The sequence below is a fragment of the Leptospira adleri genome (assembly GCF_002811985.1).
GTDB classification, from domain to species: Bacteria; Spirochaetota; Leptospiria; order Leptospirales; family Leptospiraceae; genus Leptospira; species Leptospira adleri.
Window position 1 is genome coordinate 37,700 of the sequence record NZ_NPDU01000010.1, and the last position, 18,132, is coordinate 55,831.

Annotated in this window: 14 protein-coding genes; 7 read left to right on the top strand and 7 right to left on the bottom strand. The window is 46.0% G+C overall.

What is annotated here, in order from left to right:
- Positions 1–187: 187 nt before the first annotated feature.
- Both CH376_RS05485 and CH376_RS05490 read left to right on the top strand, forming a co-directional pair.
- On the top strand, positions 188–1,105 hold the full coding sequence (locus CH376_RS05485; RefSeq protein ID WP_100786895.1) for an NAD(P)/FAD-dependent oxidoreductase: 918 nt from the start codon (positions 188–190) through the stop codon (positions 1,103–1,105).
- Between the two features lie 230 nt (positions 1,106–1,335).
- Complete coding sequence (locus CH376_RS05490) at positions 1,336–4,008, top strand: Ig-like domain-containing protein (RefSeq protein ID WP_100786896.1); 2,673 nt, start codon at positions 1,336–1,338, stop codon at positions 4,006–4,008.
- Between the two features lie 158 nt (positions 4,009–4,166).
- Here the strand turns inward: CH376_RS05490 and CH376_RS05495 are convergent, their stop codons facing one another.
- From CH376_RS05495 to CH376_RS05510, 4 genes are all read right to left on the bottom strand, one after another.
- Complete coding sequence (locus tag CH376_RS05495; protein ID WP_100786897.1) at positions 4,167–4,805, bottom strand: hypothetical protein; 639 nt, start codon at positions 4,803–4,805, stop codon at positions 4,167–4,169.
- 94 nt (positions 4,806–4,899) lie between these two features.
- Complete coding sequence (locus CH376_RS05500; RefSeq protein ID WP_243394792.1) at positions 4,900–5,706, bottom strand: helix-turn-helix domain-containing protein; 807 nt, start codon at positions 5,704–5,706, stop codon at positions 4,900–4,902.
- Between the two features lie 75 nt (positions 5,707–5,781).
- Positions 5,782–6,252 carry a PaaI family thioesterase gene (locus tag CH376_RS05505; RefSeq protein ID WP_100786956.1) on the bottom strand — a complete coding sequence of 157 codons (471 nt, stop codon included), beginning with the start codon at positions 6,250–6,252 and terminating at the stop codon, positions 5,782–5,784.
- Between the two features lie 300 nt (positions 6,253–6,552).
- On the bottom strand, positions 6,553–8,289 hold the full coding sequence (locus CH376_RS05510; protein WP_100786898.1) for a mucoidy inhibitor MuiA family protein: 1,737 nt from the start codon (positions 8,287–8,289) through the stop codon (positions 6,553–6,555).
- A 482-nt stretch (positions 8,290–8,771) separates the two neighbouring features.
- Between CH376_RS05510 and CH376_RS05515 the strand changes: the two genes are divergently transcribed.
- The 5 genes from CH376_RS05515 (at position 8,772) to CH376_RS05530 (ending at position 12,723) form a co-directional block, all read left to right on the top strand.
- Positions 8,772–9,347, top strand: a complete 576-nt coding sequence (locus CH376_RS05515) for a TetR/AcrR family transcriptional regulator (RefSeq protein ID WP_100786899.1) — start codon at positions 8,772–8,774, stop codon at positions 9,345–9,347.
- A gap of 180 nt (positions 9,348–9,527) precedes the next feature.
- Entirely contained in the window at positions 9,528–10,031 is a 504-nt protein-coding gene (locus CH376_RS05520; RefSeq protein WP_100786900.1) for a DUF4395 family protein, read from the top strand.
- A gap of 125 nt (positions 10,032–10,156) precedes the next feature.
- Positions 10,157–11,005 (top strand): class I SAM-dependent methyltransferase, encoded by an 849-nt coding sequence (locus CH376_RS05525; protein ID WP_100786901.1) that lies wholly within the window; start codon positions 10,157–10,159, stop codon positions 11,003–11,005.
- Between the two features lie 120 nt (positions 11,006–11,125).
- Positions 11,126–11,275, top strand: coding sequence for a hypothetical protein (locus CH376_RS24195; protein WP_165781797.1), 150 nt, complete (start codon positions 11,126–11,128; stop codon positions 11,273–11,275).
- A gap of 500 nt (positions 11,276–11,775) precedes the next feature.
- Positions 11,776–12,723 (top strand): porin OmpL1, encoded by a 948-nt coding sequence (locus CH376_RS05530; RefSeq protein WP_100786902.1) that lies wholly within the window; start codon positions 11,776–11,778, stop codon positions 12,721–12,723.
- Positions 12,724–12,733: 10 nt separating this feature from the next.
- Here the strand turns inward: CH376_RS05530 and CH376_RS05535 are convergent, their stop codons facing one another.
- From CH376_RS05535 to CH376_RS05545, 3 genes are all read right to left on the bottom strand, one after another.
- Positions 12,734–14,533: a methyl-accepting chemotaxis protein gene (locus CH376_RS05535; RefSeq protein WP_100786903.1), complete on the bottom strand. Its 1,800-nt coding sequence runs from the start codon at positions 14,531–14,533 to the stop codon at positions 12,734–12,736.
- 299 nt (positions 14,534–14,832) lie between these two features.
- The gene (locus tag CH376_RS05540) at positions 14,833–16,530 is read right to left on the bottom strand and encodes an FG-GAP-like repeat-containing protein (RefSeq protein WP_125231963.1); all 1,698 of its coding nucleotides are present in this window, start codon (positions 16,528–16,530) and stop codon (positions 14,833–14,835) included.
- A gap of 287 nt (positions 16,531–16,817) precedes the next feature.
- Entirely contained in the window at positions 16,818–18,011 is a 1,194-nt protein-coding gene (locus CH376_RS05545) for a YncE family protein (RefSeq protein WP_243394793.1), read from the bottom strand.
- Positions 18,012–18,132: the final 121 nt, after the last annotated feature.

Here is an 18,132-nt window from a genome sequence, read left to right on the forward strand (position 1 = left end):
TCTTATAAGTCTTTACATTCTTCCGTTGCTTGTTCCAATTTAATTTAGATTCCGTTTGGAATTTTAACGCGGATCTTGACCGAAGAAGCGATTTCAAGAAGAAGATTCGTATTCGAACGCGCCGCGTTCAACGCGATCAGAGGTTTAGATTTCTTGAATATATTTTTTAGGTCGAAAGGAGTTTAAAATGAAATTTGATTATGAAGTTTTGATCGTCGGAGGCGGCCCGGCGGGATTGAGTGCGGCTCTTTCCCTCGGTCGTATGAGCAGAACGGCTTTGGTTTGCGACGATAGCCGTCCTAGGAATGCGCCTTCTTCCCACCTCAACAACTTCCCGACGAGGGACGGAATTCATCCGGCGGAATGGAGGCGATTGGCGAAGAAGGACTTGGAAAAATACAAAACGATAGAGTTTTTTGACGGATCGGTTTTGTCCGTTGAAAAATCCTCTTCGGGTTTCGTTGCAAAGTTATCTTCCGAGACGTTTGCTCGTTTTCGGAAAGTCATTCTCGCTTACGGAGTGGAAGACAAACCTTTGTCTGTTCCCGGCTTCAAAGAACTTTGGGGAAAAACCATCTTTCATTGTCCATACTGTCACGGTTTTGAAATTCGAGGTTCTCGCTTGGGTTTGATTTCGAACAGTGAAATGACGTTTCACATGTTGCCGATGGTGAACGATCTTGCGTCCGATTTGATTCTTTTTACGAACGGGAAGGCGGAGTTCGGCGAGGAACAAAAGGATTTATTAAAGCGAAATCGAATCGAATTGATAGAGGAAAAAATTTCCGGTTTTATCTATGAAGGAGAACAACTGAAAGCGGTTTCTCTGGAAAACGGGAAAGTCAAAGAGCGACAAGCCGTTTTCTTTCAACCGACTCTGCCGTTCTCGCTGAAATCTCCGATCGGTGAAACGCTCGGTTGTGAAAAAAACCAGTTCGGTTTTTACAAGGTCAACGAAAGAGGGGCGACTTCGGTGGAAGGCGTTTTTGCCGGAGGGGACAACGTTAGTCCCGCTCATTCCGTTTTGTTGGCCGCCGCTTCGGGAGCGATGGCCGGAGTCGGAACGGTTCTATCTTTATTGGGAGAACAATTCGCAAAGAATTGAATGAAAGCGGAATTATAGAATGAGAAGCGTCGAAAAAACACAAATATTGTAGTTTGAACGCGGATAAAACGTTATGCGAAACCCGTCTTGTCCCAGTTTTGTACGTTACGGAGTGATCACGCTCTCCTTTGAATTTTATTGATTTATAATGCAATAGGAGTCGGTTGTTATAATTGTATAACGAAATATAGTCTCAATGAAGATAGTCGAATCAAAGTTGGACGCGTTGTATGAAACACATTATCTTTTCATTTTTAGTTTCCCTCTCTTTTTTATCGGGCTTTGCGAGTTGTCTCAACGGAGGCTCCAATCGTCTTCCGCCGATCTTTTCTTACATCGATTGGAGAGGCGGATCTTCTTCCGTTCCGTTTGGCGTTTCACAGATTACACCCGGAGTCGACGTCAACGGCGTTTCTATTAACACTTCGATCCAAGTAGGCTTTAATCGGAATCTTGATTCTTCTTCGATCTCGAACGTTTCGTTTCAACTCTCGGACGGTTCCACTCGGATTCCTGGAATCGTCAGCGCCGGAAATTCGAATCTGATCTTTACGCCTTCTTCGCAGTTGGCTTCGTCTACGATGTACACCGTGATTCTTTCCAAAGATCTAAAATCGTCGGACGGCACTTCTTTGGGGGCGGATTTTATTTGGAACTTTACTACCCTTTCCATCGCTGATCTAACACCTCCGATCGTATCTCTCACTGCTCCGATCCATTCGAGCGTTTCCGTTCCGGTAAACACTTCACTCAGCGTCGCCTTCAGTGAAACGATGAACTGTTCTACCTTAACGACCGCAAGTTTTACCTTGAACGACGGATCGTTCATTCCCGGAACCGTGGGTTGTTCATCCACCTCCGCGACATTCACGCCGGTCGCTACTTTATCGTATAACACAACTTATACGGCTACGATCACCACCGCGGTAAAAGATCTCGCAGGAAATCCGCTCGCCGCGCCTTTTGTTTGGACTTTTACGACCGGTTCGGATCCGGATGTTACGGCTCCCACCGTTTCGATCGTCAACCCGATTCACTCATCCGTTGGAGTCGCGACGACTGCGAACGTTACGGTGGCCTTCAGCGAAGCGATAGATTGCACTTCCATAACGACTGCGACTTTTACTCTCAACAACGGATCTGCCGTGCCTGGAACTGTGAGTTGTTCCGGTACGAGCGCCGTCTTCACGCCGAGTTCGATTCTTCTTTCCGGAACTTTATACACGGCTACGATCCAAATCGGCGCAAAGGATCTCGCGAACAATTCGATCGCTTCCGCATACAACTGGTCCTTCACGACCGGCGCTTTGCCTGATACGATTCCTCCCGGCGTTTCGATTCAGAACTTGAAGAACAAAAGTCTTGTGGAAACCGGATTTATGATAGGAAGCGCGAGTGACGCAGGTGGAGTTGCGCTCGTTGAAGTCTCCGTAGACGGAGGAGCTTACGCGTCCGCTTCCGGAACGACCGTTTGGAATTTTAAACTTCCGTCCGGCGCCGCAACTTGGAGCGTCGGTTCGCAACATACGATTGCGGTTCGAAGCAAGGATTCTTCCGGTAATCTTTCCGCGATTTCTTCGGTTCAAGTCCGAAAAGGCACGAATAAGGACGTGAACGGAGACGGCTATGTCGATATGGTGATCGGCGAATACGGTCAAGGAATCGTCTATATCTTTCATTCTTCCGGAACGTCCGGAATTGCCGCGACGAATGCTAGTTTAGCAAATCGTTATATAGTCGGCCTTGCTTCGGATGAATTCGGAAAGTCGGTTGTTTTGGGAGATCTGAACGGAGACGGATATTCGGACGTGATCGCAGGCGCTCCCGCCGCAAACACAAACACGGGTAAAGTATATGCGTTTTATTCCACCGGGAATTCGGGGGTGAATATTTCCTTTGTCTCTTTTGCTTCCGCGAGAATCGACGGGGCCGTCGCGAGTGAGCGATTCGGTTTTGCGTTGGAAACGGGCGATTTGGACGGGAACGGTTTTACGGATCTTATCGTAGGCGCTCCGTATTCTTCGACTAACACGGGTAAGGTGTACACGTTTCATTCCGCCGGCGCTTCGGGGATCTTAGATACGAGCGCTACGACTGCGGCCGCCATTCTTATCGGATCGGCGACTAACGAATTTTTCGGAAGCTCGTTAGCGCAAGGAAACATCAACGGCGATATCTACTCCGACTTGGTTGTAGGCGCTTACGGCTACAGCGCGCAGAAGGGAAGGGTTTCGATCTATCACGGATCTTCCACCGGAATCGGCGCGGTCTCTTCTACGCTCGCGAACACGGCGGGCAGTGGTCAATTCGGATTCTCTGTAGCCGTTGCGGACGTAAGCGGGGATGGCTTCGGAGATTTAATCGCGGGAGCTCCGTTTCTCAACAGCGCAAAAGGGCAAGTCGTAGTGTATGTTTCTTCTTCTACTTCCGCGGGGATTTTGACGAGCAGCGGCCTGAGCGCCGCGAACTTTATCATACTGGGAACCGTTATCAGCGATCACCTTGGCAACTCGATTGCTTCGAGAGATTTGGATTTGGATGGAAAGGCGGATTTAATTTTAAATTCGACTCCGAACGCACCCGCGCAGGGAATCGTCTATGTCTATATGTCCCCAATTCTTTCTTATACGGATACCACTACCGCTTCTCTTACGATGACGGGTCCGATGGGTGATCTCTACGGTTGGGGGCTTTCAACCGGCGATGTGAATGGAGACGGTTACGGAGATCTTTATGTAGGCTCGCCCGGTTATAACAACGGAAATTATTTAGGAAGAACGTTTATCTTCCATTCTTCGGGAAGCGGTTTGAATACGAATCTTCCTTCTTCCGCTTCGAAAATTCTTGACGGTTCGGGATTGACGGGAGGATCGGGGAATTGGTTCGGTAGAAGTCTTTACTAAAAATTAAGTTTTAAATTTTCGGCTTCCGCTTTTGCGATTAAAGCCGGAGGTCTTGATCAATATTCTAATATTGAACGATACGGAGTGACGACAGGCGAGTTAGAGTATTTGTATATTTTTATATACAAATACTCTAATAAACTCAGGTCGATCCGTTTCTAATGCCGATCGTGGAATTCCGCGAGTTTATAGGCCCTTCCGTCCCGCCATAGCGTTTCCAAAACGGAAGCCGCAACCGGCGCGTTCCAAACGGTTTGAAAGTTGATCTTGATCTTTATTTTCGGGTTGGAATCGGAAAACAGATGCAGATGTCCCTCCTGGGAATACTTCCGGAGATCTTTCCATTCCACAAAATGGTCTTCGTCTTTTTTAAACCACTTCACCACGCGCATATTTACTCCTCGCGGTGCGATTTCTAGATTCTTTATCTTATAGGGTCTGCCGTTGTCCAGATTTTCGAGCGCTTGCTCTGCGAGTCTTTTCGTAAGATTCTCCCATAGAGAATCTATGATCTGCATATACCGATCCTCGATTTTTTTGTTCGTAACGAAAAGACGTAGGGATTGAAATCCGATCTGAATCGTTTGATTTTTTCCGTCCCGAATTCCGATGGAATAAAGCCGATTGGCTTTGATTCCGTTGATATAGAGTTGAGTGATTCCGTATCGGATTTCTTTGATATCGTAACAACGCAGTTGTTGATCCCCGTATTGAACGGTCTTTGAATCGATCCGAAGTCTTTTCTGAAAGGGATCCAAAATACTTTTTCTGAGATAAATATCGATGTCTTGATTCATCTTGGAAAGATATGGATCTTTAGAAAAAGAAAGCGGTCAAGATTTACTTGAGAAGAATTTGGAAAAATGAAACGAACTCACGGAAATTCGGATTCTAACTCGGAATCTTTCTCAAAGGGTTTAGGATTTTTTCCATTTCCTCGTTTTGAATATACCAATGAATCGTTTCCCCCTTTCCGAATACGGCGGAAGGCGAGATTCCGAAAATTTCACGAAACATGTTCGTGAAATGAGCCTGATCGTAAAACCCCGCGGCAAGGGCTGCGTCCGCGAGCGAAGCGCCCCGTTTGAGTGCGATCACCGCGCTCTTGATGCGGAACCATTTGCGGAAGGCGCGAATCGGCAATCCGACCACGTTCTTAAATTCGTGTTGCAGCCAAGAGGAGGACATTCCGATTTCTTCAGCGAGCTCTTCGACGTTTACGTTTTCTTCGGGATATTCCACCAACTTTCGTAAAACATGGATTAGGCGGTCGTCTTCCAGAATATTCTTCAAAGGTGCCAAACGGTTGAAGGGAAATGATTTGCCTAAAACATTCGGATAACCTTCCGGAGCAGTATTAAGAATTTCGAAACAAGTCGCAATCAACTCCGGAGCCCAGGACGGGTTTTCGGAAAGTCCGCTCGGTCCGGCTTCGTTTGCAAGAATCGCTCCTATCTCGCTGCCCGGATCTGCGAACAAAATACCAACCGTTCCCCTGAGAACGGTCTCATGGCTCAATGTTCCGTCGAATACGAAACAACGTGCGCTCATCCATTCTTCCTTTCCTTCGATTCGTTTTTTGATATCCATATCGAGACCGACGACCGTAGCGGATGTAACCGTCGAATGAAAAGCGAGATCGGGCAATTTTCCAACGAACAATACCGCGCCTCTGAGTGCACAAATCACGTTCTGCATCGCTTCATCCTATACGCAAAGGAGAAGGATGCAATAGAAAACTTCCTCTGATCAAGTCGCGGTTAACAAAAAAAATCAACGAGGCTCCGCAATCGCATATCTGTATTTTGCTTGCGCGGCTCTTTTATTTTCTTCGTTGAAAAAATCGCAGACGTATTCCAAAAGTTTTCCGTCTTTTCGAACGAGTCTCGCTTTAGCGCGTACTGTGTCCGTTCGCACCGGACGAAGATAACGGATGGACGCGTCCATCGTCAGCGTTCTTTCTTTTTCGTTTTGCACGTGAAAGAAAGCCATGAGCGAAGTAAGAGTATCTCCGACGCTGAAAAAGCAACCTCCGTGCATAAATCCGTGGAGCGCACGATTGCTCTGTGAATATGGAATCTCCGCTTCCGAAATTTCGGAAGTCACTTCTAACACTTTCATCTTAGTCGCACCCGGATGACATTGGTCGATCAGATTCTGGGCTTGTTCTATGAGGCTGCAGTTTTCCTTTAAGGTGAAAATATCCGCAGGTACATTGTGGTTTAGCAATTCGGCGACGGTCATCTTGTTGCCTTCTTCTTTTTTTATGGAAGAAGAATAACAGATCCTCTCTTGGAAGTCTTGGAAAAACGTGCAGCTTCCAAAAAAAGGCCGACTAAAAATCAAAAAAAAATGAGGGAACTCGCGCGTCTTTGGATCGATCGGAAACGACTCGGAACATAAAGGAGAATCCTTTGAGAGAGGATTTGTGTGAACCCGCGGAAAAATTAGAACTTTGTAAAGTGAATTCTTTTCGTTTCGCAAAATTATTGGATCAATTTTAAATTTAGAACGTCTCTCCAAAACAATGGAAGCGCCCGATTCTTACTTGAAAATTCTTTCTAAGTTGTAGATTTTTTTCGGACTCGCAGGAGCGTTTTGTTCTCTGAGGTCGTCGATTTCGTTGGAAGTCTTACGATCGTTGCGGACGTTTTCCAAACTTGTCCACATCGACTGAGGGATTTCGATCGAATAGGAAAAATCGAATTTTTCTTTTTCTCCAGGTTTGATAAGAAGATTCCAGGAAAGGGTTCCGTTCGCGTCTTTCTTATATCCCTCGTGACTCGACCCTAAAAATTTTGTGGAGATATTCGGATCGGCGGCGACCGGATACTGATCGTAGACGGTTACTTGACGGGGACGTTTCGTAAAATTGGAGACTTCGATCTGCCACTGGTTTTCGATCTGCACCGTCTTGCCCAAAAACCCGCCGCCGGCAACGTCTCCCTTTACGAGAGTTCTTTTGAGTTTCATTCTTTGATCGGGTCCGAGATACATTTCAAATTCTTGACCGATCGCGGTTCTATTTCCCGGAGTATAACTTCCTATAAAACTTCCGTCCATAAAAACTTTTACGTCGTTCCAGAGTAAGGGCATCTTCGTGGTATTCTTAAATTTAGCTTTAAGAAAGACGTAATTGGAAAGAGTAGGGACGGCGACATGAGACACGATTCCCTTGATCTGTGCGCTGTCCATCGAGACTCTGTGTTCGGAATTATCGCTGACAACGGTTTCTTTATTAGGTAAACGGAATGTGAAATTGGCGACGTCCTCTCCTTCCGAAACTTCCGAATCGGTCGGGCTTTGTTCGTCGGAGTCGACCGCGTTCTTATTGTATCCGGGTTGAGAAAGGCTTCCTTGGCTGACCCTCCAAGGTTTGAGCAGAGGTAAGGAGATCGCTGCGGAAGGTTTCGCGCTCGAAATCGTTAGGTCCACATTCTTCCAGTCTTCTCCCGTATATTGACGGAGGGCGACGCGGGATTCCAAACGGAAGTCGCCTCCTTCGGAAGAACCGTGAAGATCGTAGACTCCTCTCCAAGAAACGTTCGTGACTAAGTATTCGATGGAGACCGTTCCTTTGGAACCTGGTTTGCCCGAACAGACGACTTCGACTTCGGAATTGGACCATCTTTTTGCGTCGGCCATTCGTAAGAATGCCGAGTTCGCTTGCGCGTATTCTTTATTCAAAAATTCTAATCTTTCTTCGGACTTCTGTATTTTTTCGAGATATCCGTTTCTGCGGTTCTCTAAAAATTCCAAACTCGAAGACCAAGTTTTGACGTCGATGGAATTGGAACGAAGTTGTCGATCGGATTCTTCGGTTGTCAGTTGTCCCAAGGTCGAGAGAAGTTTCAGTTGCTCTCGAAAACTCGTTTGTCGATCGGTTTCCGAACGGATCTCTTGTTGAATCGAAATCATTTTCTTTTTTAAGGGATCGTTTGTGAGTTCGGAATCTTCACCCGCCGGAATCGTACGAATGGAAACCGAAGAAATACCCAACCCCCCGTCAGAGGAAGCTCGAATCGAATCTAAAATCACGGTCGCGGGGAGGCGCACAAAACGAAGAGCCGTATCTTCTCCCTGAAGTTTGACCTCGTGATTTCTTCGGATCAAAGCCCGATCGGAAAAGAGCGTCACCGATTGAATTTTTCCGACCACTCTGGAAGAATCCGGATCTTCCGCGTTTAAAAAAAAGAAGAATGGTAATAGAACGAAGGACAATGTTACGGGAAGAATTCTTTTTAAAAACGAAGGGTTTGTGATTTTGAGCGTTGGTTTCATTCGGAGCCTCGTATTTCATTCTATCGTCTCAAAAGATCGATACGGACTCGAAATCGTTTCATATCGTTTGGAATTTTGCAATCACAAACAGACAACGATTTTATTCTTAAAAATCGGGTGTTCCTTCCTAGCCTTTTTTTGAATTCGACTTTCCGAAAACATCTCTCCGTTCGATGAGTTTCAAGCATATTAGAAAAACAAAATAAACTAAAGTGATTTCGAGAGGTTTTGAGCGCGGGAAACGCCGAGTTTTAGGATTTTTTCTCCCGATTTTTTAAGCGGTAATTGAAGAATTACGCTTTATTTTGGGAAATGAAAGGCTCGGATTACCGGCTGTTCCTGAAATTCTCTTCAAAGGAAAGAATTCACGGGAACTTTCCGTCCTTTCAAAATAAGATTGACACGAGCAAGAAATTCCATCCAGGTACTTTGCAAGAGTGGTTTCATAGTTCCATTTTTAGATCGAGGTAAGTCCGAGCATTATGCAAGAAACAGGTCTACGCGAGACGATCTTAAACGTCGCGGGTTCGCTTTTTATCAGTCGCGGTTACAATGCGGTTTCTATAAAACTCATCGCAGAGGAAGCGCGTTGTACTACGGCGGCCCTTTATTATTATTTTCCGGAAGGGAAGGAGGCGATTCGTAAGGTCGTTCTTTATTCTCACTTGCCCGACCCCGAACAAATCGTCGAAGTGGGCAAATCCGCGAAGTCGCTTCAGGAGCTTTTTACCCAGATTGCGTTGAGGGTTTGTGACCACGATTCGGATACCGTTCGAAAAGAGCGTTGGCTTTTGGCGGAGTTTCCGAATTTCACCGAGGCGGATCGGGAAGTAATTCACGAAAAGCTGCAATCGATCCATTCGGCTCTCGTGGTTGAAACCGGTCGATTTCTTCCCGATTCCGAAGCGGCGAAACTCCTGTCTTGGTTATTTATGTCCGCCAGTTTCGGTTATGGTCAACTTTTCGGAAGTCTTCAGTTCAATAAAGTGACGCAATTTCCTACGGCAGAATTTGCCGAAAAAATCGCCTGGCTTCTTTCCAGAGACACCAAGTCTTAAAAAAAGACAAAAAGGCAGAATTATTTCGGATTTTCTTTGAAATTCTTACTCGAGGAATGTTAATTTTTTATTGACTTACTGATCGATTAGTATGGTAATTCCCAGAGTAAGAATCTGCTCTTTTTAATATGAAAGATCGAATTATAGAAAAGGCGGCTCTAATTTAAATTCGGTATTTATATGGAAGAAAGGTCCAAACTCAATTTCATCCAACAGCAAGGATTCAATTCCATACATTCTCTTTCGTGCGGTCTTCAATATTCTTCCTTGCTGTGGCAACCGAGGGTGATCGGGGTTCTTGTGCTCTTCGGAATCGGATTTCAGCTCGAATCCCTTTTTTTAATCCTTTCTCTTGCGTTGTTTTGGGGAGCGCTTTTTCCTCGCTTTAATATTTTTGATCTTATCTACAATCGATTCTGGGGAATCCGAAAGGATCGTGTTTTCCTAACTCCCGCTCCGCCGCCGCGGCGCTTTTCTCAGGGCTTAGGAGGCGGATTGATGCTCGGAATTTGCGTTTCTCTTTTTGCAGAATGGAAAATCGCCGCGATTTGTTTCGAAATGCTTTTGGTTATCGGACTGAGCGCCCCGATTCTTTCTAAATTTTGCATTCCGGCTTATATCTATCACATAATCCGAGGGGAAATTCGTTTTGCAAATCGGACCTTGCCTTGGTCTAGAGGTTAGGCCGTATTCCTGAGCAGTTTATATTTTGACCAATACTTACTGATCGATTAGTAAAAGTAGCGATATAATGGGTTTAATTTAGGATTTAATAGGTTTTTAGTCTAAATGAGGAAATGGCGGACAAAATGGAACTTCACTTGCAAGAAATAAGCGAACAACAAAGGGAATCTTGGAATCGTTTTTCCCCGGGTTGGAAGAAATGGGATGACCTGTTCATGGATTTTTTAAAACCGATGGGGGATGAAATCATTCATCGGCTTGATCTCAAAGAATCGGATCGGGTTTTGGACGTGGCAGCGGGGACGGGAGAGCCCGGTTTGACGATCGCTTCTCTTATCAAAAGCGGAACCGTAATGATCACCGATCTCGCCGAGGAGATGTTGGAGATCGCGCGGGAAAACGCGAAGCGGAGGGGGATTCCGAATATTCAAACGCAGGCTTGCGACGTGAGTGAGCTTCCTTTTGCGGATAACAGTTTCGACGCGATCAGTTGTCGCTTCGGTTTTATGTTTTTCCCCGATATGGAATTGGCGGTGAACGAAATGGTTCGGGTTTTGAAACCGGGCGGAAAAGTAGCGACCTCGGTTTGGAACGTTCCGGAAAAGAATTTTTGGATCACAGCCATTATGAGTGCGATTCAACGAAATATGAACTTGCCCGCTCCCATCCCCGGCGCTCCGGGAATGTTTCGATGTTCGGAGCTAAATCTGATTTCCGATCTTTTTCGACACGCCGGTCTTCGGAACGTTTTTGTCAAGGAAGTGGGCGGAAAACTGAAATGTCAAACCGCCGAAACTTACTGGAACGTTATGACGGAGGTCGCCGCTCCGATCGTTGCGGCGCTTTCAAAAGCGGACGAGGACACAAAGGAAAAGATCCAAGAAGAAGTGTATCATACGATCCACCATATGTATCCGAATGGAGACGTTCAGATCGAGTCGAGCGCACTGATCGTCTGGGGAGAAAAGGCTTAGGCATATATTTAGATAGGCCCGGCTTCCGGCCTATCTAAATACTATCGATATCTTTTAATATTTAGAATAAAATGATACTCTAATATATTTTATTGTTTGAATAGGGAGTTGCGAAGGGAAATGGATTTAAAGAGATTTTATGCGTTGTATTACTTCGCATTATTTTATATCGTATTGTTGCATATCCTAGTCTATTATTTTCTTCTATTTTACTTTCAGAATCGAAAAATTCAATGGAACTCGGGAAGTATTTTTGGATTCTTTCTTTGAAGGATTGATTCTTAGAGTTTGTTCTGGAGCCTGAAAAATGTAGGAACTCTTACGCGCTCGCAGTGATGGGAAACGATTCTAAATCTTATGGAAATTCCTATGAAACAAAACTTGTAGGAACTCACACAACGATCGGGATTTATAAAACAAGTTCTTTTGCTTTGTTGGGATTTTAGGACGCGCTCTAAGGATTCTTAGAAGAATCTGGTTCGAGAGAAAGTCTTCTTTGAATTCTTCTTTTTATCTTCCGGGTTTTACAACAAATTGTAGTTCCCGGTTTTTTTTAAAACACCGCTTGTCAAAATTCTTCTTTATGTAACGTTCGTTCCCTTTTTAGGAGATAATTTATTTCCTAACCGTTTGATAAGTCAGCGGTTCGATTCTTTTTCAGTTTATAGTTTGACTCCTAATCGATTCAACTCAAAGTTTACTTCTTAAATAGACTATTGGTCTATTTTTATTTTACAAAAACAAAAATAAAGTGTAAGAGGAGTTGATCGATGAATCGTAGGATACTGATTTTATGGATTGTGTTTTTTTCAACGCTTGGCATTCACGCTAAGTCGTATGCGATCGTAGGTCTCGGTTTGCAATTGGATTTAGGTGAGATGGGCGGTACCATTACGAAGGATGGGATCGACGCGGCCACTTACTTCGGCCCGGTGAGATCTTCCGATCCCTGTTCCGTGGGTGTGGACGCGGGTTGCGTTCAAGATCCTTCTAAAGCTCCGGGAAAGGGCACGTATCTGGGTGTAGGCGTTAGGCGAGCCGTTCCTTCCGAAAATAGACTGATCATTTTAGAACGAACCACGGGTGGACTTGTCAATGCGAGAAGCACGAAGGGCGCGATGGTCGGCGGCAATTTGATGTTCGGTTACGAATCCGATTTTTCAAAGTATTTCTTCTGGAGAATCGCCGCGGAATATACGCAAAAGATTGCGGGCGGTATTACCAAAGCGGATATGTTGGGCATCAGTTTGGTCGATATCACTTGGGGATTCAGCTCGGTCGTAATTCCCGCGACGGTCGGTTTTAAAATCAACTTCACGGAAGATACCGCCCTTTACATGGGAGCAGGTCTGAATTATTTCAGCGGAGGCTGGTCTTTAAACGGAACTAACAACATAAAGGCGGGATACGACGTTCTCAGCGCGATCGGCCTTTCCACATTGGCAAATCTTGTGAGCGACGGAACGGATCCCGTGACTACGCGCGAGCATACTCGTTTCAGGGCTTCCGGTGTTGCGCCTAACTTCTTGTTGGGAACCCAAGCAAGGGTTTCCGAAAAAGGTCATGTGTTCATAGAAGTCGAAACGATTCTTTCGGAAGCCTATTCCGTGGGTAAATCGCATACGGTCGGAGGGGCAGTGAACATTTCTCCTTATCCCGCATATTCGATCGCCGTTGGCGGACAAGTGTATCGGTTCGGTTTTAAACAAGAGCTTTGAATCGATCGGGTCATTTGCGGAAATAATCCACTTCCCTGTTGAGAACAGAGGCTTGTCCCGCGAGTTGCGAAGCGAGTATGTTGATATTGTCCGAATTTGCAGAAACCGATTGTGTATTCTGAGAAAGACGCAGGACTGATTCCGCAAATTCGGTCAAGGTTAGAGATTGTTCTTCGGTTGAGTTTTTGATGTCCGCCGCTAATCGATTGATCAATTCGAAGTTTTGTTTTACCGCTTCGTTTGCGGTAAGCTGACGCAGCGAAAGCGCCGATATTTTTTCGACCATAGGAATGGATCTTTTGATGCTTGATTCGATTTTTGTAAACGAGTCGGCGGATTCCGCCATATCATGTGTTCCTTCCTTGACTCGGGTGATTGCGTCCTCGATCAGACTTTGAATTTTCACCGCGTTGCTGTTCGTGTTCTCTCCCAACTTCGATATTTCCTCCGCGACTACGCTGAATCCTTTGCCGGATTCGCCGGATCTTGCGGCTTCGATCGAAGCGTTGATCGAAAGCAGTTTGAGTTTATCCGCGATCGCCAAAATGATCGTGAGAGCGGATCCCATCTTATCCGTACTCGTTTCGATCTTTGTCATCGTTCGAACGGATCTTTCTATCGATTCGCGCCCGCTTTCCGCCACTTCGGCCATTCTACTCGCTTCCTCTTTGGCCGAACCCGATTCTTGATGAATGGCTCCGATCGCCTCGCTGAGTTCTTCGACGACCTTCTCTGCGATATGAACTCGTTCCTCCTGATTGTTCGTTTGATTGAGAACCGAGGTTCCGCTTGCGGATAATTCTTCAACCGCCGAAGCCAATTCTTCGAATGAAGCGGCTTGATCCTGAGAGTGAGTCGAAAATTTTTGCGTGTCGTCCGCGAGAATATCGGATCGTTCCTGCAGAATTTTTGCTTCGGTTCGGATCGCACCGACGACCGAATTGATCTTCGATAGAAAGGTGTTGATGTTATGACTGACTTGTCCTATTTCGTCGCTGGAAATCAGAGGCATAGAATTTCGTATGTCGCCGGAAGCGATCGCCGTTACGATTCTAGAGATCGCCGTCGAATTCTTCTTTAACGAATTTAAGAACAAATTGGACGTAGTGTAGATCATTAGGGCAAGAAAACAAAACGCGACGCTGAGAGAATATTCGATCGGATACGTTTCGGAATAGGTTCCCCTTAGGATGAGGACAAAATAGGCGAGAAAGATGATCGGTAAAAGAACGATCGAGGAAAGAGTAAACACGAATCTTTGAGTCAGTGTGACTTTTTGATATTGCTCCGGTTTTAATTCTATTTTTCCGAGGTTCTCGTTCTCTAAGATCGTCGCGATTTCTATTTCTGAAACGAAAAAATGAGAACACGCGACAATGCCGATGATCATGCACCAGAGTATCGGATAGAGCAATGTTTCGCGTAACGTGAGAGGCGAAAGCGCGTTAGTCGTAACATAAGAGATTCCGATTCCGAAAGTCCATTGAACGATCGTGATGATCACTTCCGCACGGGGGAAGTTCAAGAGGGAAATTTTTCTTTTTTGACCGAGTTCTTCGACGGACGTCGGATCGATTTTTGTCGACCCCGGAGGAGTTAGAATTCTTCTTAGAAGCCGCCAGCGGATCAACACTACGACCAGGGTGATCAAGGTCGCTGTCATCACTCCCTCTAAAAAATATAAGAGCTTCTCTCCGGTAAATCCGCCGGCGACTACGATAAAAACGACGCCGACCGGAACGCCTTGCAAATACGTGACGGCTTCCAATTTTAGGGAAAGTCGAAGGAGAAACCTGGATTCATCGGACATGAGCGACCTCGTTTTGAACCGAACCGATTTCTCCGTCCCGGATCAGGCTATATACAATGGATTTACCGGGATAAGTCAAAAATAAATTCCATTATTTTTCTCAAATACGGATTTATAGAGAAAGATATCCGTTATTTTTTTGTTCTTTTGTTCCAAAAAATGCGCGGCTCATTCTATTCTTAAACGAAAAATAAGAGCGGACGTTTTCGGGAAGGTTTTCAAATTTCAAAAGAAGGAAGAATTTTATAAAAGTAGAATATTATAGAAAGTATATATTCTACCGTGAAAAGATCGGGTTCCTATCGGCTGATCGCTTGTCCGAAGAGCGAATTGGCCGTTCCGGATATGGCGAGGTTTGCGTTTGCGGCGAGTGAAACGGCAATACCGCCCGCTCCGGGACTATAAAAAAGATAGGCTCTTCCCGCGTTGCTCGTATTTCCTCCGGAACCGGAGATCCAATCGGCGTAACCGTCCCCGTTTAGATCTGCGAAGCCTCCGGCTCCGAAACCGTCTCCCGCCGCTTCTCCTTGGATCGTTACGGAGGGCGTTCCCGATATCGTGGTTCCCGTCGAATGAAAGACGACCGTTTTTCCAAGTCCCGAACTGAAGTTTGTCGCTCCGACTGCGAGGTCCAAAAAACCGTCTCCGTTCACGTCGCCTAACGCCATTCCGTTGCCGAAGGATTCGGAAGCCGTTGTTCCGGTTAACGTTTGATTTGCTCCGCTTACCGCGACCGCGGTCAGTCCGGCGGAACTTCCGTGAAACGTGTAGACTCTTCCCATCGATGCGGAATAGCCGTTGGACGCCGCGATCAAATCCTCGAATCCGTCTCCGTTCACGTCGCCCGTTTCCATGGAGATTCCGAAAGAATCGTTGGCCGAAGCGCCAGTGAGAGTCAGCGTCGGCGACGAAGTATCCGTCGCAGTGATTCCGCCCGGACCGCTGTGAAAGATCCAAAGCCTGCCGGAAGAGGAACTAAACGTATTTCCGTTTACGATCAGATCCGAAAATCCGTCTCCGTTGAGATCACCCAAACGGATCGCCGAACCGAAGTTAGTTCCCGGTCCGATGATGGAAGTATTGGGAGTGGCAGAGACTCCGTTGTTTCCGCCGTGATAAATTTGCGCGATTCCCGAACCGATATAACCGCTCGCCGCGATGTCAGTAATTCCGTCTCCGTTGACGTCTCCTAAAGAAACGGAATAACCTAAAGTTGTGGAAGCTCCCGCGTTGAGTGTTACGCTTGCGTTTGCAAAACTGGAGGCGAGAATTCCGTTAGCGCCGTTGCTATAAAATACGTAAATCTTTCCGTTGCCTCCGCCGTACTCGAAAGAACCTCCGGCGACTAGATCCGCGAATCCGTCTCCGTTTACGTCTCCCAATTGAAGCGCGTATCCGAAGGAAGCCGCTGCGTCTCCGGTGATGATCACGTTAGCCATGGTTGCGTTTGTCGGATTGAAACCATTTATTCCAATTCCATAATATAGATAAACGTCTCCGTTTCTTGTGGTTGAAAATAGCGAGGCTACGATCGCAATATCCGGAAATCCGTCTCCGTTGACGTCTTTGTTTCTTCCTTTTCGAATTCCAAATTTAAGAATCTCGGAAGAATTTCCCGAAAAATCGATACTGCGTACTTGAATCGAATGCAAACTCACATCTTTCCAAGAGGATGGAATTTGATACCGCCATTTGGAAGTTCCAACCGCAGGAAGAAAAGGACCGGAGTCCAAGCTGACTTCGACGCGGGAAAGGAATAGATCGTCGCTCGCGGTTCCAACGATAAAGCCGGATTCTAAAATAGAAGTATGAGAAGAGGAAAGATTTACGACGCTCAGAGACGGAGGCGTATGATCCAGGCAGGCTCCGGAGAGAATGCACTTTAGAATTTCAGTTTCCGTCCAGGCGCGGGAATACGCGATTTCCGGATTGAAGACGGGCTCCACACAACCAGTCAACCAAATGGAAAAAGAAATAACGGCAACGTTGATTTTCAAAATTCTTTTCAAGTTATTAAGAATTAAAACGAAAATAACTCCGATTAAATTACAAAGAATTCGCAATTTGGAGAACTTTCGTTCAGACCTGGAAAAAGATTTCGAGGGCAGGTAAAAATGAAAAGCCGATTTCTCGGAAGAGAGAAAAGTTATTTCTGAATATTTGAAAAACGTTATAAAGAATGCAGTTCGCTTAACATTTCTACTTTTTTAATTCGAAAAAATCCCCCAAACGAGGGAGATCGGACGAAGTCCGTATCGAATTCTTCTTACAAGACGAAAGAGATTTACGGATTTACCGTGACCCAAGAAGGTCCGGTTCCGGTCGGGAAGCTGGAGTTTGCAAGAGTTCCGTTTATATACGCACCCGTCGTCGCGTTGTATAAAGTCACCGTAGCCGCAGTCGAATTGGTTACATAGGCTATGTTTGCGATCGGATTGACGGATACGCTGGAAGGTCCGGTTCCGGTCGGAAAGCTGGAGTTTGCAAGAGTTCCGTTAAGATAAGCGCCGTTAGTCGCGTTGTGAAGACTTAGGGTTTGCGAGGTCTGATTTACGGAATAAAGAATATTGGAAGTAGGGTTGACGGCAATGGAAACGGGACCGGTGCCGACGGGAAGACTGGAGTTCGTAAGAGTTCCGTTTATATACGCGCCGTTAGTCGCGTTGTAGAATGTAACCGAATCCCCGGCGTTGTTTCCTACGTATAAAAGATTCGCGGAAGGATTGACGGCGATCGAAGTCGGACCGGATTGGGTCGCAAAACTCGACGTCACAGTCACGGTGGAAGCTGTATAATAGGAAACGTTATCTAAATCAAAATTCGTAATATACATACGATCGGTGGCCGGATCGAGTGCGATCGCTTGGGGTGTGTTTCCCGCGGTAGCTACGCTCGAGTTTGCGAGCGTTCCGCTGCTGTAAGCTCCGGTTGTCGCGTTATAAGAGGTCACCGTTCCGGAAATCGAATTGGTGACGTAGGTTAGATTCGCTTTCGTATCGACCGCGATGGAATAAGGATCCGAACCCGTTGGTAAAGTGGAGTTAGCGAGCGTTCCGTTGAGATAAGCTCCCGTCTTTGCGTTGAAAAATGTCACCGAGTTTGCGGTTTGAGTCGTCACGTAAAGTACGTTTGAGACCGGATTGACCGCGACAAAATTCGGACCCGCTGGAGTCGTAAAACTAGAATTCGCCAGCGTTCCGTTGAGATAAGCGCCCGTCTTTGCGTTGAAGTATGTGACCGTATTTGCGTTGTAGTTGGCGACGTACATGATGTTCGGAGTTTCCGTCGCAGTTCCTCCTTGTTGGATCAGCAGAAGCAAGGCCAGAGGTCCTGCGTTCGAATTTGTAGATTTATCATCGGAAACCAAATAAGTCAGGGCCGGCCAAACCGTGCAGGACACGAGACAAAGAAGAAGGATAAAAAAAAGCAAAGGTCTCACGATTATTCTTATGTAAAGGCTCATCTTAGTTGCGTTCATCGAAATCGATAATTTCTTGACTTAGTTTCCAATGATAAAACAAGGCCACAAGCGGATCTCTGCGTTCCTTTTTTGCAAAAGAATCAACGACAAAAAAAAAGGAACAAAGCGTGGAGTTTCA